Below are 19,498 nucleotides of genomic sequence, written 5' to 3'. Positions count from 1 at the left end.
GTTGCTGCACACCCGTTTTACCTTCCCCTCGCCAGGCTTCACATCCCTTCAGGATTTCCTTTTTGCAAACGTAAAGTTATCTCTGCCACTGCCGATAACGTTGGTAACTCGTTTTCAGGAAGGTGCCTTATGTTTAACCGTATCCGCGTTGTCACAATGCTGATGATGGTGCTGGGGGTTTTCGCACTGCTACAGCTTGTTTCCGGTGGTCTGTTGTTTTCTTCATTGCAGCAGAATCAGCAAAGTTTTGTTATTTCTAACGATCTTCGACAGCAGCAAAGTGAACTCACCTCAACATGGGATCTGATGCTGCAAACACGAATCAATTTAAGCCGTTCTTCTGCGCGCATGATGATGGATGCGTCTAACCAGCAAAGCAGTGCCAAAAACGATCTGCTGAAGAATGCGAAAGCATCGCTGGCGCAAGCTGAAACGCATTACGCAAAATTTAAAAACATCACACCGTTGCCGGAAATGGCAGAAGCCAGCGGCAACGTTGAGGAAAAATATCAGCAGTACCATGCGGCCTTGGCAGAACTGGTTCAGTTTCTGGAAAGCGGCAATATGGACGCCTACTTTGCGCAGCCTACGCAGGGAATGCAAAACGCACTCGGCGAGGCGCTGGGCAAGTACGCCAGCGTTAGCGAAAAGCTTTACGTTCAGGCATTTGATCAAAGCGCGCGGGATTACCATTTCGCCCAATGGCAGCTTGGCGTGCTGGCCGTGGTGCTGGTGCTGATTCTGGTGGTGGTCTGGTACGGCATCCGTCATACCCTACTTAATCCTCTGTCCCGTGTTATTGCCCATATTCGGGAAATCGCCAGCGGTAACCTGACCGCAACTCTTGCCGTTAGTGGTCGTAACGAAATCGGCGAGCTGGCCAGTACGGTTGATCATATGCAGCGCTCGCTGACGGAAACCGTCACTCTGGTGCGTGAAGGCTCTGATGCGATTTATTCCGGTACCAGCGAAATTGCCAGCGGAAACACGGACCTCTCATCTCGTACGGAACAGCAGGCGTCTGCACTGGAAGAGACCGCAGCCAGCATGGAACAACTGACCGCAACCGTGAAGCAAAACGCGGACAATGCGCGTCAGGCCTCGCAACTGGCGAAAAGCGCCTCGGACACCGCGCAGCATGGCGGCAAAGTGGTCGATAGCGTGGTGAACACCATGCACGAAATTGCCGATAGCTCGAAGAAAATTGCCGACATTATTAGCGTCATCGATGGCATTGCCTTTCAGACCAACATTCTCGCACTGAACGCGGCGGTTGAAGCTGCCCGCGCCGGTGAGCAAGGCCGCGGCTTTGCCGTGGTGGCGGGCGAAGTGCGTAATCTGGCAAGCCGCAGTGCGCAGGCGGCGAAAGAGATTAAAGCGTTGATTGAAGATTCCGTTTCCCGGGTTGATACCGGTTCTGTACTGGTAGAAAGCGCTGGGGAAACGATGAACGACATCGTCAATGCCGTGACGCGGGTGACCGATATCATGGGTGAGATTGCCTCGGCCTCCGACGAGCAAAGCCGGGGGATTGATCAGGTTGCGCTCGCGGTCTCTGAAATGGATCGCGTTACGCAGCAGAACGCCTCTTTGGTACAGGAGTCGGCTGCCGCAGCGGCCGCTCTTGAAGAACAGGCCAGTCGCCTGACGCAGTCGGTATCGACTTTCCGTCTTGCGTCACGTCCGGCCTCGACAAAACCACGCGATACACGATTACCTGCAGCGCCGAGCGCATCCTATCCGCGCCAGAGCATTGAACAAGATACGAATTGGGAAACATTTTGACTGACAGTTAAACCGCGGCCAGTGCCGCCTGATGGGAGCGTTGATGTTTAATCGTATTCGAATTTCGACCACGCTGTTTTTGATTTTAATCCTCTGCGGTGTTTTGCAGATTGGCAGTAATGGCTTGTCCTTCTGGGCATTTCGGGACGGTTTTCAGAACCTGAATCAGGTCGAACGGAGTAATCAGCAACGCGCTGCGCTGGCCCAAACCCGCGCTGTGTTATTACAGGCCAGTACGGCCCTTAATAAGGCAGGGACGCTGACCGCCCTGAGCTATCCGCCAGAGGACATCAAAACCCTGATGACCCTTGCGCGCGGCAGCCTGGCGCAGTCTGAATTGATGTTTAAACGCTTTATGGCGATGTCGGATTCGACGGAACAAGGCAAGGCGCTGTTTAGCGCGACGGAGAAAAGTTTCAACCAGTGGCACAGCGATCTCGCGCATCAGGCCACCTGGCTTGAAAACAATCAGCTGTCAGATTTTCTGACCGCGCCGGTGCAGGCGGCTCAAGATGCTTTTGATGCGAATGTGAATGCGTGGCAGAGCAACATCGACCGCGTGTTGCAAACGGCAGGAGAGCAGAGTCAGCGCAATTACCATATGTCGGGGGTGATTTTCGCCACCATGGTGGTCCTGGCGGCACTGCTCACCAGCGGTGCGCTGTTCTGGTCACGCAAGATGATTGTTCAGCCGCTGGCGATTATTGGCAGCCATTTCGACAGTATTGCCGCGGGGAATCTGGCACGGCCAGTAGCGGTTTATGGGCGCAATGAGATCTCGGCCATTTTTGCCAGCCTGCAGAAGATGCAAAAGGCGTTACGCGAAACGGTAAGTGACGTTCGTCAGGGCAGCTCAGCCATGCATAGCGGTATTTCAGAAATCGCGATGGGCAATAACGATTTATCTTCGCGAACCGAACAGCAGGCGGCCGCGCTGGCACAAACGGCAGCCAGCATGGAACAACTTACCGCCACTGTCGGCCAGAACGCTGATAACGCGCGCCAGGCGTCAGGGATCGCCAAAAGTGCGGCAGACACAGCGCATAAAGGTGGCGAGCAGACGTCCCGGGTTGCCAGCACCATGCATGAGATTTCTGCCAGCTCGCAGAAAATCGGCGACATCATCGGCGTGATTGACAGCATTGCCTTCCAGACCAATATCCTGGCGTTGAATGCCGCGGTCGAGGCCGCCAGGGCAGGGGAGCAAGGGCGTGGTTTTGCCGTCGTCGCTGGTGAAGTGCGTAATCTGGCAAGCCGTAGCGCGCAGGCGGCGAAAGAAATTAAGGGGCTCATTGAGGAGTCAGTCACCCGGGTGCATCAGGGCTCGCAACTGGTGGATATGGCGTCGCGCACGATGACGGAAATTGTCAGTTCGGTGACCCGGGTTAACGACATAATGGGCGAGATTGCCTCGGCATCCGCTGAACAGCGCAGAGGCATTGAGCAGGTGGCGCAGGCCGTCAGCCAGATGGACTCAGTGACGCAGCAAAACGCCGGGCTGGTGGAAGAAGCCGCATCCGCCACCGGACAACTCGCTACACAGGCCGATAATCTTTCCGCCTGTGTCGCATTTTTCAAGCTTGAAGAGCAAACCGTAGCAAAACAAGAGTTGGCGCAGCCGCAGGTTGTGCCCGTTGTATCCTGAATGTGATTGAGAAGGCGCTATGACATCATCTCTGCCCACCGGGCAAACGTCATTATTGTTACAGATGACACAGCGCCTCGCGCTGTCTGACGCGCATTTTCGTCGGATATGTCAATTAATCTACCAGCGTGCGGGGATCGTACTGGCCGACCACAAGCGGGATATGGTTTATAACCGCCTGGTCCGCCGTTTGCGTACCCTGGGGCTGGATGACTTTGGTCGCTATCTCAGCATGCTGGAAGCTAACCAGAACAGTGCTGAGTGGCAGGCTTTTATTAACTCCCTGACTACCAACCTGACCGCATTTTTTCGCGAAGGGCATCATTTTCCGGTGCTGTCAGATCATGCTCGTCGGCGCAGCGGTGAGTACCGCGTCTGGAGCGCGGCGGCTTCAACCGGAGAAGAGCCCTACAGCATTGCGATTACGCTTGCCGATACCTTAGGTATGGCACCGGGCCGCTGGCGCGTTTTTGCCAGCGACATTGATACCGAAGTGCTGGAAAAGGCCAGAAACGGCATTTACCGCCTCGATGAGCTAAAGACGCTGTCACCCCAGCAGTTGCAGCGTTATTTCATGCGCGGTACCGGTCCGCATGAAGGGCTGGTACGCGTTCGGCAGGAACTGGCAGGTCATGTTGAATTTTCCAGCGTCAATTTACTGGATAAGCAGTACAACGTGCCAGGCCCTTTTGATGCCATATTTTGCCGTAACGTGATGATCTATTTCGATAAAACGACGCAGCAGGACATTTTGCACCGTTTTGTTCCACTTCTTAAACCTGACGGACTGCTGTTTGCAGGTCATTCAGAAAACTTTAGCAACCTTGTGCGCGAGTTTAGCCTGCGTGGACAGACCGTGTATGCGCATGCGCCAGGTAAGGATAAAGCATGAGTAAAATCAGGGTGTTGTCGGTAGATGATTCTGCATTGATGCGTCAAATCATGACCGAAATTATTAACAGCCACAGTGATATGGAAATGGTGGCGACGGCGCCGGATCCGTTGGTCGCCCGGGATTTAATCAAAAAATACAATCCCGACGTCCTGACGCTGGACGTGGAAATGCCGCGCATGGACGGCCTCGATTTCCTTGAGAAGTTGATGCGCCTGCGTCCGATGCCGGTGGTTATGGTTTCTTCACTGACCGGTAAAGGTTCTGAGGTCACGCTGCGGGCCCTGGAACTGGGAGCGATTGACTTTGTCACCAAGCCTCAGTTGGGGATCCGCGAAGGCATGCTGGCGTATAGCGAGATGATTGCGGAGAAAATCCGCACCGCATCGCGGGCAAAACTGGCCGCCCACAAACCCTTGGCGGCACCGACGACCTTGAAATCGGGGCCATTACTCAGTTCAGAAAAACTGCTGGTCATCGGCGCCTCAACCGGAGGAACAGAGGCAATTCGCCATGTACTCCAGCCATTGCCGCTTTCAAGTCCCGGTATTCTTATTACCCAGCATATGCCGCCAGGATTTACCCGATCGTTCGCCGAACGTCTGAACAAACTGTGTCAGATTACCGTGAAAGAGGCAGAGGACGGAGAGCGCGTTCTCCCTGGGCATGCGTATATCGCGCCTGGCGACAAGCATATGGAGCTGGCGCGCAGCGGCGCGAACTATCAAATCAAAATTCATGACGGTCCGCCGGTAAACCGGCACCGGCCCTCAGTGGATGTGCTGTTTCATTCGGTGGCGAAGCATGCGGGGCGTAATGCCGTTGGGGTGATCCTGACCGGTATGGGCAACGATGGCGCAGCCGGAATGCTAGCGATGAACCAGGCGGGTGCCTGGACCATTGCGCAAAACGAAGCAAGTTGTGTGGTGTTCGGCATGCCGCGCGAGGCCATCAATATGGGTGGCGTAAGCGAAGTGGTCGATCTTAGCCAGGTGAGCCAGCAAATGCTGGTGAAAATTAGTGCCGGACAGGCAATACGTATTTGAATCAGGAGTTTATTTTTATGGCGGATAAAGAGCTTAAGTTTTTGGTTGTGGATGACTTTTCCACCATGCGTCGCATCGTGCGTAACCTGCTTAAAGAGCTGGGATTCAACAATGTTGAAGAGGCTGAAGATGGCGTGGATGCGCTGAACAAGCTGCAGGCAGGGGGATTCGGTTTTGTTATTTCTGACTGGAACATGCCGAACATGGATGGACTGGAACTGCTGAAAACCATCCGTGCAGACGGTGGGATGGCTTCTCTGCCGGTGCTGATGGTCACGGCAGAAGCGAAAAAAGAGAACATCATTGCGGCGGCACAGGCAGGCGCCAGTGGCTATGTCGTGAAACCGTTCACGGCGGCGACGCTGGAAGAAAAACTGAATAAAATCTTTGAGAAACTGGGCATGTGAGGGTGTGATGATGATGCAACCACAAATTAAACCTGCTGACGAGCACTCTGCAGGGGACATCATCGCGCGCATCGGCAGTTTGACCCGAATGCTGCGCGACAGCCTGCGTGAACTGGGGCTGGATCAGGCTATTGCCGAAGCGGCAGAAGCAATTCCCGATGCCCGCGATCGTCTCGATTACGTTGTACAGATGACCGCTCAGGCGGCAGAGCGCGCGCTGAACAGCGTCGAAGCTTCGCAGCCGCACCAGGACGCGATGGAAAAAGGGGCCAAAGACCTGACCAAACGCTGGGATGAATGGTTCGAAAATCCGATCGAACTGTCAGACGCTCGTGAACTGGTCACCGATACCCGTCAGTTCCTTGGTGATGTGCCCGGACATACCAGCTTTACCAATGCCCAGTTGCTGGACATCATGATGGCGCAGGATTTCCAGGATCTCACCGGACAGGTCATCAAGCGCATGATGGATGTTATCCAGGAAATTGAACGTCAGCTGTTGATGGTTCTGTTGGAAAACATACCGGAACAGGGCGCTCGTCCTAAACGTGAAAACGAAAGCTTGCTGAACGGCCCGCAGGTTGACGCCTCGAAAGCTGGCGTAGTGGCAAGCCAGGATCAGGTTGACGACCTGCTGGATAGCCTCGGGTTCTGATGAGTATTTGCCGGATGTGAGGCGTAGGCCTCTCATCCGGCTTACGCGCAATTCTGCTTAAAGCCATAAATCCCGTCTTTTTTACCGCTTACTCTTCCCATTGCTGGATAGCTGTTCTGGCATCATTCTCGCCTATATCTCTATCCAGGGTCTGATGCGTGGCAGAAGAAAGCGACGACGACAAAACAGAAGCCCCCACCCCCCACCGACTTGAAAAAGCGCGGGAAGAAGGGCAGATCCCCCGATCCAAAGAGCTAACCTCACTACTTATTTTGCTGGTGGGCGTGTGTATTATCTGGATTGGCGGGGAGTCGCTTGCCCGCCGGCTGGCCGGTATGCTGTCGGCCGGATTACGTTTTGACCACAGTATGGTCAACGATCCAAACCTGATCCTCAGCCAAATCATCCTGCTGATTAAAGACGCGATGATTGCGCTGTTGCCGTTGATTACCGGCGTCGTTCTGGTGGCATTAATCTCCCCGGTGATGCTTGGCGGCTTGATTTTCAGCGGTAAATCCCTGCAACCCAAATTCTCTAAGCTGAATCCGTTGCCGGGCATTAAGCGCATGTTTTCCGCGCAAACCGGCGCAGAACTGCTCAAAGCGATACTGAAGTCGACGTTAGTGGGCAGCGTGGCCGGGTTTTATCTCTGGCACAAGTGGCCAGAGATGATGCGGCTGATGGCGGAATCTCCGATTACGGCAATGGGCAACGCCCTGGATTTAGTCGGCATGTGCGCGTTGTTGGTGGTGCTTGGCGTCATTCCGATGGTGGGATTCGACGTTTTTTTCCAGATCTACAGCCATCTGAAAAAGCTGCGCATGTCGCGCCAGGATATCCGTGACGAATTTAAGCAAAGCGAAGGTGACCCGCACGTTAAGGGCAAAATTCGCCAAATGCAGCGCGCGGCCGCCCAGCGTCGCATGATGGCGGATGTACCAAAAGCAGACGTTATTGTCACTAACCCTACGCACTACTCAGTGGCGTTGAAGTATGACGAGAACAAAATGAGTGCGCCGAAAGTTATCGCTAAGGGGGCCGGGCTGGTTGCGCTGCGCATTCGTGAAATTGGCGCAGAGCACCGTGTCCCTACGTTAGAAGCGCCGCCACTGGCGCGTGCGCTCTATCGCCATGCTGAAATTGGTCAGCAAATACCGGGTCAATTATATGCCGCCGTTGCCGAAGTGCTGGCATGGGTATGGCAGCTAAAACGCTGGCGTCTGGCTGGCGGCAAACGTCCACCACAACCTGAAAACCTTCCGGTGCCTGAAGCACTGGATTTCATGAACGAGAAGAATACTGATGGCTAATCTGGTCGCGATGCTGCGCCTGCCCAGCAACCTGAAATCCACGCAATGGCAAATCCTTGCCGGACCGATCCTCATCCTGCTGATCCTGTCGATGATGGTGCTGCCGCTGCCGGCTTTCGTCCTCGATTTGCTGTTCACATTTAACATTGCGCTGTCGATCATGGTGCTGCTGGTGGCGATGTTCACCCAGCGTACGCTGGAATTTGCCGCATTCCCGACGATTTTGCTGTTTACCACATTATTACGCCTGGCGCTGAACGTCGCGTCGACCCGTATCATTTTGATGGAAGGACACACCGGCGCGGCGGCGGCGGGGAAGGTGGTTGAAGCTTTTGGTCACTTCCTGGTGGGCGGTAACTTTGCGATCGGCATCGTGGTCTTCGTGATTCTCGTCATCATTAACTTTATGGTAATCACCAAAGGTGCAGGGCGTATCGCCGAGGTTGGCGCGCGCTTCGTGCTGGATGGTATGCCCGGCAAGCAGATGGCGATTGATGCGGATTTGAATGCCGGTCTGATTGGCGAAGATGAAGCTAAAAAACGACGCTCGGAAGTGACCCAGGAAGCGGATTTTTACGGCTCAATGGACGGTGCGAGTAAATTCGTCCGTGGAGACGCCATTGCCGGTATTTTGATCATGGTGATCAACGTAGTCGGCGGTCTGTTAGTTGGGGTGTTGCAGCATGGTATGAGCATGGGCAGCGCTGCGGAAAGTTATACCCTGCTGACCATCGGTGACGGGCTGGTGGCACAAATTCCTGCGCTGGTTATCTCTACCGCGGCGGGCGTTATCGTGACCCGCGTGAGTACCGACCAGGACGTAGGCGAACAGATGGTGACCCAACTGTTCAGCAATCCTAGTGTCATGTTGCTCAGTGCGGCGGTACTTGGACTTTTGGGCCTGGTTCCGGGCATGCCGAACCTGGTGTTTCTGATGTTTACTGCCGCATTGCTGGGCCTGGCCTGGTGGATGCGCGGTCGTGAGCAAAAAGCGCCAGATGAACCGCAGCCGGTGAAAATGCCGGAAAACAACTCCGTGGTGGAAGCCACGTGGAACGACGTGCAGTTGGAAGATTCGCTGGGAATGGAGGTTGGTTATCGCCTGATCCCAATGGTGGACTTTCAGCAGGATGGCGAGTTACTGGGACGAATTCGCAGTATTCGTAAGAAATTCGCTCAGGATATGGGCTTCCTGCCGCCGGTGGTACACATCCGTGACAATATGGATCTGCAACCGGCCCGCTATCGAATTTTGATGAAAGGGGTAGAAATTGGCAGCGGTGATGCCTATCCGGGACGCTGGCTGGCCATTAACCCAGGTACTGCTGCCGGGTCGCTGCCAGGCGAGAAAACGGTCGATCCGGCTTTCGGACTGGACGCTATCTGGATTGAAAGCGCATTGAAGGAACAGGCGCAGATTCAGGGCTTTACGGTGGTTGAAGCCAGTACTGTTGTTGCTACGCATCTAAATCACCTGATTGGCCAGTTTGCCGCTGAGCTGTTTGGCCGTCAGGAAGCGCAGCAGTTACTGGATCGAGTGTCGCAGGAAATGCCAAAGCTGACGGAAGATCTGGTGCCGGGCGTTGTGACGCTCACCACGCTGCATAAAGTGCTGCAGAACTTACTGGACGAGAAAGTACCGATTCGTGATATGCGCACCATTCTTGAAACGCTGGCGGAACATGCGCCGCTGCAAAACGATCCGCATGAGCTTACCGCGGTCGTCCGTGTTGCGTTGGGACGCGCCATCACTCAGCAGTGGTTCCCGGGTAATGAAGAGGTTCAGGTTATCGGTCTTGATACTCCGCTCGAGCGTTTGCTGCTGCAAGCGCTGCAGGGGGGTGGTGGCCTGGAGCCTGGGCTTGCAGACCGCCTGCTGGCCCAAACACAGGAAGCGCTGTCCCGGCAGGAAATGTTGGGCGCGCCGCCGGTCTTGCTGGTTAATCACGCGTTGCGTCCGCTGCTGGCGCGGTTTTTACGTCGCAGCATCCCGCAGTTGGTGGTGTTATCGAACATGGAGCTTTCCGATAACCGCCATATCCGCATGACGGCGACCATTGGAGGTAAATAATGCGCAAGTTACTGTGGTTGTTGTTTTTTCCTCTGGTGGCGCAGGCCGCCGGAGAAGGGGCCTGGCAGGCAAGCGGTATGGGGATCACCTTAAATCACCGTGGCCAGTCAGCCTCGTCTGCGCCTTTGGTTCCTGGCCAGCCGGTCTCTGGCTTAATGACGCTGGTAGCCTGGCGCTATGAGCTGAATGGCCCCACGCCCGCAGGTCTGCGGGTGCGTTTATGTTCTCAGTCCCGTTGTGTCGAGCTGGACGGGCAAAGTGGGACCACCAACGGGTTCAATAATGTTCCGGCCATTGAACCGATGCATTTTGTCTGGGAAGTCCCCGGCGGTGGTCGCCTGATCCCCGCGTTACGCATTCAGAGCAATCAGGTGATTGTGAACTACCGTTAACACCCTCCGTCATTCAAACCAGCAGTTGAAACTGCTGGTTGTTTCAACATTCCAGTCTCTCATTCAATTAAATAGAAACGCAGTTTTATAAAATAAGTGACGTACGTTGCCGGACTCTTTGTATTGTTGCCATTTCACGAATCCTTCTGGCAGAAATAGAAAGGTTTCACTTCCTGTTTGCTTTTACTGTGCCCCTATAAGGATGCCCATTGTCAAAGCGAGGATTGCGGGGCCTCCCAAATACAGCTGCTGCGCCGCAACAGGGGCAGGTCACAGCATTGAATCCGACATTGACAGAGGTTAAGTAAATGATTGTTTACCCGGTTAAACATAGCCCGTTGTTGCGCCAGCCAGAACATTTTATTGCCAGGGATGAATTAAAAACGCTGATCAAAAAGGTGACGCATAACCTGGTCAATATTCATGACGAAACTGGTGAGTTCTTGCTGCGTCTGGACGATGGACGCGTAATTGATACCAAAGGCTGGGCGGGATGGGAGTGGACGCACGGCGTCGGCTTGTACGGGATGTATCAGTACTATCTGCAAACCGGCGATGAAACGATACGCGATATCATCGATAGCTGGTTTGCCGATCGCTTTGCTGAAGGTGCAACCACCAAAAACGTTAACACCATGGCGCCATTTTTAACGTTGGCGTATCGCTATGAAGAGACGCGTAATCCAGCGTATCTACCGTGGCTCGACAGCTGGGCTGAGTGGGCAATGCATGAGATGCCGCGTACCGAGTTCGGCGGTATGCAACACATTACGCTGGCGGAAGAAAACCACCAGCAGATGTGGGATGACACGCTGATGATGACGGTTTTACCGCTGGCGAAGATTGGCAAGTTACTCAATCGCCCTGACTACATCGAAGAGGCAACGTATCAGTTCCTGCTGCACGTGCAAAACCTGATGGATAAAGACACGGGGCTGTGGTTCCACGGCTGGAGCTATGAAGGAAATCATAACTTTGCCAATGCCCGCTGGGCGCGTGGCAACAGTTGGTTAACTATCGTGATCCCGGACTTCCTCGAATTACTTGATTTACCAGAAAACAATGCCGTTCACCGCTATCTGGTACAGGTCCTGAACGCACAAATCGCGGCGTTGGCGAAATGCCAGGATGAAAGTGGGTTGTGGCATACCTTGCTGGACGACCCGCAGTCGTATCTGGAAGCATCGGCAACTGCCGGATTTGCTTATGGGATCCTCAAAGCTGTACGTAAACGCTATGTTGGGCAAGAGTATACGCTGGTGGCCGAAAAAGCCATTCGTGGCATTGTGCAGCATATTTCACCGGAAGGTGAACTGCTGCACACCTCGTTTGGTACCGGGATGGGACACAATCTCGATTTCTACCGCAACATCCCTCGGACTTCTATGCCTTACGGACAAGCGATGGCGATGCTGTGTCTTACCGAATACTTGCGTAAGTATTTTTGATATCGGTATTCGATGGCGCTTCCGCTATCGGACCTGATGGTTGAGTCGTCACTGTGTGTACCGTGTTGTCCTGCGGGGCAAAGAGATGATCCATGATTTGACGCATAACCGGCGCTGCGGTGACACCATCGCTGCCGCCGTTTTCCAGAATTAACGCCACCGCGACCTTCGGGTTCTTATAGGGCGCAAATGCGGTATAGAACACGTGGTCGCGCAAGCGGACAGGGATCATCTTCGCATTGTAGGTCTGATTTTCTTTCAGGCTAAAGACCTGCGAGGTGCCGCTTTTCGCCGCAATGCCGTAAGGTGCGGTGTGAAAGAACTTATAACCTGTACCATTTGGTTCATTCGCCATGCCGAACATCGCCTGACGCACCAGTCCCCAGTAGGGTGACGAGGCTGAGGCGATTTGTGACGGTGCTTCTGGAGCCTGATACGGCGTGAGGGTTTTGCCATTTTCTTCATCGAGTAGCAGGTGAGGGACGATAACCTTGCCGTTGTTAATCAGTGCGACCATGGCTTTTACCATCTGGATAGGAGTGGCAATCCAGTAGCCCTGGCCGATGCCAACTGAGATAGTATCCCCCTGATACCAGGCTTTTTTATGCACTTTTTGCTTCCATTCACGGCTCGGGAGCAGGCCGTTATACTCCTCATCAAGATCGATGCCGGTCGGTTTACCGTAACCAAACTGGCTGAGCATGCTGTTAATCCGGTCGATCCCCATCATATACGCCACCTGATAGAAGAACGTATCGGCAGACTCTTCTATCGCTTTGGTGACATCCAGCATACCGTGGCCTGTTTTTTTCCAGTCACGGTAATGTCGCTCGGTGCCGGGTAGCGTCCAGGTAGGAGCACCGAAGAAACTGGTCTGCGGCGTGATCACACCGTTTAGTAATGCTGACATCGCCATATACGGTTTGACTGTTGAAGCGGGGGGGTACAATCCCTGTGTGACGCGGTTGATTAATGGCAGGTCTTTATCCTGGAGTAGCTTGTTATAGTCCTGATAGCTAATGCCTTTGACAAACGGATTAGGGTCATAGCTGGGGTTTGAGACCATCGCCAGTACAGAACCGTCGTGTGGATCTTCAACCAAAACGGCGGCACGCTGGCCAGCCAACAAGCTCTCAATATATTGCTGTAAATGTAAATCCAGCGTCAGATGGATATTTTTTCCGGCAACGGGCGGCACATCTTTGAGCAGGCGTACGATGCGTCCGTGGTTATCTACTTCCACCTCCTGATAACCGGTCTTTCCATGCAGTTCATTTTCGTAATAGCGCTCAATACCTTGCTTACCGATATTGTGATCGGCGGCGTAGTTCTCTGCCTGACCCTTTTGATCCAGTGCTTTCAGGTCGTTGTCATTGATTTTTGAAACATAGCCAAGCACATGTGCCAGCGCCGCGCCATAGGGATACTGGCGGTCTTCGTAGCTATTGATGTTTACGCCGCTAAAATGAAACTGATTTACCGAGAAACGGGCGATTTCCACATCGGTAAGCGCATTTTTTAGCACGACCGGACGATAGCGGCTGCTGGCTTTTAGCTCATGGCGAAACTGATCAATATCATCAGGAGTGAGGTCAACGATGGGCGTGAGCTGCTGGATCAACGCATTCATATCGCTGATTTTATAAGGCGTAACGGAAATATCGTACCAGGTGACGTTGCGCACCAGCGGGATGCCGTTGCGATCGTAAATCATGCCACGTGTGGGGGCGACGGGTAGCATTTTGATATCGTTTGCATTCGACCGGGTGGTGTAATACTGGTGCTGACAGATTTGTAAGTTATACAGATTGTAAATCAGGATGCCAAAACAGATGACCACCAGGCCAAAGGCCACCAACACACGCCGCTGAAAGAGTTTTTCTTCCGCCTCAAAATCTCTGAATGTCATTGACCCGTACCCGATTAATTCGCCGCCTAATGATACGGAGGCTTAAACGGGATGACAGGCAAAAAATGTTCCATATCTCTAGGGAAATGTGTCATTCCTTGTGGGCTGTTACAAATTACAGTGAACGTCGCCGCTTCTCGTAGGCCTGATTGCGCTGCCATGAGAACGGGTCAGGGAAAATAAAAAAGCCCGCGACATAGCGCGGGCTTCCACATTACTTGAGGTAATTACATACGTTCTACGGTTTCGATACCCAGTGTATCCAGACCCAGCTTCAGGGTTTTCGCCGTCAGCTGTGCCAGTTTCAGCCGGCTGTTACGAATCTCTTCGTTTTCAGCGCTGAGGATAGGGCAGTGCTCGTAGAAGCCGGAGAACAGACCGGCAACGTCGTACAGGTAAGCACACATCACGTGCGGTGTACCTTCACGCGCAACGACGGTCAGCGTTTCTTCAAACTGCAGCAGACGCGCAGCCAGCTGAGCCTCGCGATCTTCGTTGATAATCACCTGCGCATTTGCCAGCGCGCTTTCGTCGATATCCGCTTTACGGAATACGGACAGTACGCGGGTGTAAGCATACTGCATGTACGGAGCGGTATTGCCTTCGAACGCCAGCATGTTGTCCCAGTCGAAGATATAGTCGGTGGTACGGTTTTTGGACAGATCCGCGTATTTCACCGCACCGATACCGACCGCATTTGCCAGCTTTTCCAGCTCATCGGCAGGCATGTCCGGGTTCTTCTCCGCGACCAGACGACGTGCGCGCTCCAGCGCTTCATCCAGCAGATCGGCCAGTTTAACCGTGCCGCCAGCGCGGGTTTTGAACGGTTTACCGTCTTTACCCAGCATCATACCGAACATGTGGTGTTCCAGCGGCACCGAATCCGGCACATAACCAGCTTTACGTACGATGGTCCAGGCCTGCATTAAGTGCTGATGCTGACGAGAGTCGATGTAATACAGTACGCGATCGGCATGCAGGGTTTCGTAACGATACTTGGCACAGGCGATGTCGGTTGTGGTGTAGAGATAGCCGCCATCTTTCTTCTGAATGATAACGCCCATCGGTTCGCCTTCCTTGTTTTTATACTCATCAAGGAATACGACGGTAGCGCCTTCGCTTTCAACAGCCAGGCCTTTGGCTTTGAGATCGGCCACGATGCCAGGCAGCATCGGGTTGTACAGGCTCTCGCCCATGACGTCGTCACGGGTCAGGGTAACGTTGAGGCGATCGTAGGTTAACTGGTTCTGCGACATGGTAATGTCGACCAGTTTACGCCACATCTCACGGAAGTATTCGTCGCCGCCTTGCAGCTTCACGACATAGCTACGAGCGCGTTCCGCGAAGGCTTCATCTTCGTCGTAATGTTTTTTCGCGTCACGGTAGAAACCTTCCAGGTCAGCCAGCGCCATCTCTCCGGCATTTTCCTGCTGCTGTTTTTCCAGCCATGCGATGAGCATACCGAACTGAGTTCCCCAGTCGCCGACGTGGTTGGCGCGGATAACCTTGTGACCAAGGAATTCCAGCGTACGCACCGCCGCGTCACCGATGATGGTGGAACGCAGGTGACCAACGTGCATCTCTTTCGCTACGTTAGGCGCGGAGTAGTCAACCACGACGGTTTGTTTAGTCGGTTGGGTGACGCCCAGACGATCGGAAGCCAGCGCCTGCTGAACGTGCTGCGCCAGAAATACCGGGTCGAGAAAAATGTTGATAAAGCCCGGGCCTGCAATTTCAACTTTGCTGGCAATCCCGTTGAGATCCAGATGAGTCAGCACCTGCTCAGCCAGTTGTCGCGGCGCCATACCCAGTTTTTTAGCGACAGCCATCATGCCGTTAGCTTGATAGTCGCCGAACTGTACTTTTGCTGACTGACGAACCTGCGGTTCGCAATCTGCAGGCGCGCCTGCAGCAATCATGGCCTGACTGACTTTTTCTGAGAGAAGAGCCTGAATATTCACCGGAATACCTTACATTTATGAAGCGGTCTAAAATTCACCGCACCAGTTTAAGAATTAAGGGCGGGAGTATACTGCAAATGCCCGTTGCCGTCAGCATTGTGTGTACCGCCAGTAGCCTGAAATGTAAACCATGCAATGGCGTAGATTTATCCATGATGTGTTCGGAGAAAACAGCGGTTGGATGGCGCAGCGCAACAGAGTAAATTAGCGACTTTGAACATGGATATGAGCTTTTAATATGGCGAACTGGCAAACCGTTGCAGAACTACAGGATATTTCTGCAGATTTACCGCATTTCACGCAGGCATTAACGGAACTTTCTACCCGTCTTGGGCTGGATATCACAGGCCTGGAAGCCGATCACATTTCCTTGCGTTGCCATCAAAATACCACTGCAGAACGCTGGCGTCGTGGGTTTGAACAGTGCGGTGAATTGTTGTCAGAAAACATCATTAACGGCAGACCTATTTGTCTTTTTAAACTGCATGAGCCGGTTTGTGTGCAACATTGGCAATTTTCCATCGTCGAACTGCCGTGGCCGGGCGAAAAACGTTACCCACATGAAGGCTGGGAACATATTGAAATTGTTCTGCCGGGTGAGGCACAAACGCTGAATGCGCGAGCGCTGGCGCTGCTTTCCGATCACGGTCTGAGTCAACCTGGTATATTTGTGAAAACCAGCTCGCCAAAAGGAGAACGTGAACGTTTACCGAATCCGACGCTGGCGGTTAGCGATGGTAGCGTGACGATAAAATTCCACCCGTGGTCGATTGAAACCATTGTGGCAAGCGAACGTCAGGAGTGAGCATGACTATACTGGAAATCTGCTGTTACAGCATGGAGTGCGCGCGCACGGCGCAGCAAAACGGCGCGGATCGTATTGAGCTTTGCTCGGCACCCAAAGAAGGGGGCTTAACGCCTTCACTGGGCGTCTTGCGTTCTGTTCGCCAGCACATTTCGATTCCCGTCAATCCCATTATTCGTCCACGTGGAGGCGACTTTTGTTACACCGAAGGTGAATTCGCTGCAATGCTGGATGATATAGCGATGGTCAGAGAACTGGGGTTCTCAGGGCTGGTGACCGGCATTTTAGATGCGAATGGATATGTCGATATGCCGCGCATGGAGAAAATTATGATCGCCGCCGGTTCACTGCAAGTCACTTTTCATCGTGCCTTTGATATGTGTGCTAACCCACTCAATACGCTTAAAAAATTAGCTGATTTGGGCATCGCCAGAGTACTCACCTCCGGGCAAAAATCAGATGCGGCGCAAGGTTTAACAAAAATAATGGAACTTATTGCGCAGCCTGGTGCTCCAATCATTATGGCCGGAGCGGGGGTTCGCGCCTCGAATTTGTCCCTGTTCCTTGATGCTGGGGTGCAGGAAGTCCATAGTTCTGCCGGAGTATGGCTGGCTTCACCAATGCGTTATCGCAATTCGGGGTTGTCGATGTCTTCGGATGCGCAGGCGGATGAGTATTCTCGCTATGCGGTAGACGGGGCGGCGGTTGCTGAAATGAAAGCAATCATTGCACACCATCAGGCCAGCTGATTTTACCGTTGCATCATGTCGCCCAATATGATGCTTGCTCGTACCAGGCCCCTGCAATTTCAACAGGGGCCTTTTTTTCTCCTTCTCCTGCATATTTCGGTCTGCAACTGTGTTGGCTTTCCTCGCTCACCCCGGTCACGTAGTTATCTACGCTCCCAGGGATTTGCTGCGTCGCCGCCTTGTTGCAAACCGAACTATTTTGGAGAAATGGTGCTATACGTAATAGTCATTTGGCAAAAATGACTACGGTTTACGCGCAATCAATACCGCACGCAGTGGGGCAGGGTAGCCTTCCACCGTCTTGCTGTGGTCGTTCGGGTCAAGGAAGTCGGCCAGCGATTCGGTAATCATCCATTCGGTGCGGCGCTGTTCTTCGGTAGTGGTCACACATACGTCGGCAATGCGCACATCAACAAACCCGCATTTTTCCAGCCAGTTTTTTAGCGCCAGTGCAGACGGGATAAAGTAAACGTTACGCATCTGGGCGTAGCGATCGCCCGGCACCAGCACGGTATTTTCATCGCCTTCGACGACCAGCGTTTCCAGTACCAGTTCTCCGTCTTTAACCAACTGATCCTTTAACTGCCACAGGTGTTCCAGCGGCGAGCGGCGGTGATAAAGCACGCCCATGGAGAATACGGTATCAAAGGCGTTGAGCGCCGGAAGCTGTTCAATACCCAGCGGCAGCAGATGCGCGCGCTGGTCATTGCCCAGCAGTTTACGCACCGCCTCAAACTGGCACAGGAACAGTTGGGTCGGATCGATACCGACCGCCAGATGTGCGCCCGCGCCAATCATGCGCCACATGTGATAGCCACTGCCGCAACCGACATCAAGAATGGTACGTCCGGTGAGATCAGACAAGTGCGGCAGGACGCGATCCCACTTCCAGTCGGAACGCCATTCGGTATCGATATTGACGCCGTACAGCGAGTAAGGTCCTTTACGCCATGGCATCAGGTTACGCATCAGGGTGTCTATGCGTTTAAGCTGACCTTCGCTGAGCGGCTCTTTGCTTTCTGCGGTAACGCTGTGCAGTAAGTCCAGACGATGCGGCGTTAGCTCGGGCAGAAACTCGACGGCGTTTGACCATTGTTTAAAAAGACCGTGCTGATCGCGCTGCCAGGCAGCGATTTGCGCCGGAAGTGTTTCCAGCCAATGGGACAGATGATTTTTGGCAATCAACTGATAAAAGTTACCAAAATCGATCATGCGCTAACCTCAGCCTTCAACGCCACCAGAGAGCCAAAGTTGAAGCACTGGAACCACAACTCACTGTGCTCAAAGCCGGCCTGATGCAGTCGCGCTTTGTGCGTTTCGACCGAGTCGGTGAGCATCACGTTCTCCAGCATGCTGCGCTTCTGGCTGATTTCCAGTTCGCTATAGCCATTGGCTCGTTTGAAGTCGTGGTGCATGTTGAACAGCAACTCGCCTACGTTCGCGTCTTCGAAGCTGAATTTTTCAGATAGCACCAACGCGCCACCGGGATTCAGCCCCTGATAAATCTTATCCAACAACGCCTGGCGCTCGGGTGGCTCAAGGAATTGCAGGGTAAAATTCAGCACCACCATCGAGGCATTTTCGATAGTAATGTTGCGAATATCGCCTTCGACAACCTCAACCGGGGTCGGTGCCTTATAGGCGTCAATATGACGACGGCAGCGCTCAACCATCGCCGGGGAGTTATCGACAGCAATAATTTTGCAATTCTCGTGATGAATATTGCGACGCACCGAGAGCGTCGCCGCGCCCAGAGAACAGCCCAGATCGTAGACCTGCGTGTTGGGTTGTACGAAACGTTCGGCCAGCATGCCAATCATAGAAATAATATTGGAATAGCCAGGAACGGAACGCTGGATCATATCCGGGAAGACTTCAGCTACCCGTTCATCAAAGGTCCAGTCACCCAGACTGGCGATAGGCGCAGAAAAAAGCGTGTCGCGGTGAGACATAACGTAAAAATCCGGGAAAAATAAAGTGGCGTATTGTGCGCTAATGCAGGGAGAAAACCAACTCCCAGGGCATATACCAAAGATTCGCCAGCACCATTAGCAACAGCGAACACCAGGTTGCGCTCATGCCTGAACGGCGCCAGCGGAAAAGCCGGTGGTGGAATCCGTAATAATGCATCAGACGTCCGGCAATCAACATCAGCCCGCAAAGATGCACCATCCACGTCTCTGCGCCGTTCATTTCCATAAATAACAGCAGCACTAACGCGACGGGAATATATTCCACCGCGTTACCGTGAATGCGGATAGCGCTTTGCAGTTCGCTAAAACCTCCATCGCCATAGGCAACGCGATATTGCATGCGCAGGCGAACAACGTCAAAGGAGAACTTTATTAACAATAACGCACCCAATACGGCATAAAGCGCGCTTACCATACAAACTCCCTTTTAAAATGGCTGCTGGCATTGAC

At 53.4% G+C, this 19,498-nt stretch carries 17 protein-coding genes; 12 read left to right on the top strand and 5 right to left on the bottom strand.

All coding sequences use genetic code 11. The features are described 5' to 3' along the window. Positions 1-129 precede the first annotated feature (129 nt). The 10 genes from tar (at position 130) to bglB (ending at position 11,651) form a co-directional block, all read left to right on the top strand. Positions 130-1,785, top strand: coding sequence for a methyl-accepting chemotaxis protein II (gene tar, locus G4551_RS14215; protein WP_003833879.1), 1,656 nt, complete (start codon positions 130-132; stop codon positions 1,783-1,785). Positions 1,786-1,828: 43 nt separating this feature from the next. Further along, positions 1,829-3,430 (top strand): methyl-accepting chemotaxis protein IV, encoded by a 1,602-nt coding sequence (gene tap, locus G4551_RS14210; protein ID WP_003839154.1) that lies wholly within the window; start codon positions 1,829-1,831, stop codon positions 3,428-3,430. Positions 3,431-3,449: 19 nt separating this feature from the next. Beyond that, on the top strand, positions 3,450-4,322 hold the full coding sequence (gene cheR, locus G4551_RS14205) for a protein-glutamate O-methyltransferase CheR (RefSeq protein ID WP_003034649.1): 873 nt from the start codon (positions 3,450-3,452) through the stop codon (positions 4,320-4,322). After that, positions 4,319-5,368, top strand: coding sequence for a protein-glutamate methylesterase/protein-glutamine glutaminase (locus G4551_RS14200; protein WP_003839158.1), 1,050 nt, complete (start codon positions 4,319-4,321; stop codon positions 5,366-5,368). The genes cheR and G4551_RS14200 overlap by 4 nt, the downstream gene beginning before the upstream one ends. A 17-nt stretch (positions 5,369-5,385) precedes the next feature. After that, the gene (gene cheY / locus G4551_RS14195) at positions 5,386-5,775 is read left to right on the top strand and encodes a chemotaxis response regulator CheY (protein WP_003034656.1); all 390 of its coding nucleotides are present in this window, start codon (positions 5,386-5,388) and stop codon (positions 5,773-5,775) included. Positions 5,776-5,785: 10 nt separating this feature from the next. Further along, positions 5,786-6,430: a protein phosphatase CheZ gene (cheZ, locus tag G4551_RS14190; RefSeq protein ID WP_003034659.1), complete on the top strand. Its 645-nt coding sequence runs from the start codon at positions 5,786-5,788 to the stop codon at positions 6,428-6,430. 158 nt (positions 6,431-6,588) lie between these two features. Further along, positions 6,589-7,740, top strand: coding sequence for a flagellar biosynthesis protein FlhB (flhB, locus tag G4551_RS14185; protein WP_003839165.1), 1,152 nt, complete (start codon positions 6,589-6,591; stop codon positions 7,738-7,740). Next, positions 7,733-9,811, top strand: coding sequence for a flagellar biosynthesis protein FlhA (gene flhA, locus G4551_RS14180; RefSeq protein WP_003034666.1), 2,079 nt, complete (start codon positions 7,733-7,735; stop codon positions 9,809-9,811). The genes flhB and flhA overlap by 8 nt, the downstream gene beginning before the upstream one ends. Then, complete coding sequence (gene flhE, locus G4551_RS14175) at positions 9,811-10,203, top strand: flagellar protein FlhE (protein ID WP_003034667.1); 393 nt, start codon at positions 9,811-9,813, stop codon at positions 10,201-10,203. The genes flhA and flhE overlap by 1 nt, the downstream gene beginning before the upstream one ends. Positions 10,204-10,511: 308 nt before the next feature. Then, positions 10,512-11,651 (top strand): beta-galactosidase BglB, encoded by a 1,140-nt coding sequence (gene bglB, locus G4551_RS14170; protein ID WP_003034669.1) that lies wholly within the window; start codon positions 10,512-10,514, stop codon positions 11,649-11,651. Here the strand turns inward: bglB and mrdA are convergent. Then, entirely contained in the window at positions 11,623-13,560 is a 1,938-nt protein-coding gene (gene mrdA, locus G4551_RS14165; RefSeq protein ID WP_003839169.1) for a penicillin-binding protein 2, read from the bottom strand. The two genes, bglB and mrdA, sit on opposite strands and share 29 nt — an antisense overlap. Before the next feature lie 227 nt (positions 13,561-13,787). Next, positions 13,788-15,521, bottom strand: coding sequence for an arginine--tRNA ligase (gene argS / locus G4551_RS14160; RefSeq protein ID WP_003839171.1), 1,734 nt, complete (start codon positions 15,519-15,521; stop codon positions 13,788-13,790). A 238-nt stretch (positions 15,522-15,759) separates the two neighbouring features. Here argS and G4551_RS14155 point away from each other — a divergent pair, with 238 nt between their 5' ends. Further along, positions 15,760-16,326, top strand: coding sequence for a VOC family protein (locus G4551_RS14155; protein ID WP_003034677.1), 567 nt, complete (start codon positions 15,760-15,762; stop codon positions 16,324-16,326). Positions 16,327-16,328: 2 nt separating this feature from the next. After that, positions 16,329-17,075 (top strand): copper homeostasis protein CutC, encoded by a 747-nt coding sequence (gene cutC / locus G4551_RS14150; protein ID WP_003839174.1) that lies wholly within the window; start codon positions 16,329-16,331, stop codon positions 17,073-17,075. A 243-nt stretch (positions 17,076-17,318) separates the two neighbouring features. Here the strand turns inward: cutC and cmoB are convergent, their stop codons facing one another. Genes cmoB through G4551_RS14135 form a run of 3 tightly spaced genes read right to left on the bottom strand, consistent with a single transcriptional unit; the run spans position 17,319 to position 19,463 of the window. Next, a complete protein-coding gene (cmoB, locus tag G4551_RS14145) occupies positions 17,319-18,287 on the bottom strand; it encodes a tRNA 5-methoxyuridine(34)/uridine 5-oxyacetic acid(34) synthase CmoB (RefSeq protein ID WP_003839177.1) in 969 nt (322 codons plus the stop codon). Continuing rightward, positions 18,284-19,027, bottom strand: a complete 744-nt coding sequence (cmoA, locus tag G4551_RS14140; protein ID WP_003034686.1) for a carboxy-S-adenosyl-L-methionine synthase CmoA — start codon at positions 19,025-19,027, stop codon at positions 18,284-18,286. The genes cmoB and cmoA overlap by 4 nt, the downstream gene beginning before the upstream one ends. Positions 19,028-19,067: 40 nt before the next feature. Beyond that, positions 19,068-19,463: an MAPEG family protein gene (locus tag G4551_RS14135; protein ID WP_003034689.1), complete on the bottom strand. Its 396-nt coding sequence runs from the start codon at positions 19,461-19,463 to the stop codon at positions 19,068-19,070. Between the last annotated feature and the right edge of the window lie 35 nt (positions 19,464-19,498).

Origin of the sequence: Citrobacter freundii ATCC 8090 = MTCC 1658 = NBRC 12681, assembly GCF_011064845.1 — a bacterium.
GTDB lineage: Bacteria > Pseudomonadota > Gammaproteobacteria > Enterobacterales > Enterobacteriaceae > Citrobacter > Citrobacter freundii.
Note: the sequence above shows the minus strand (reverse complement) of the source record. Positions and strands in the feature narration are given on the sequence as shown.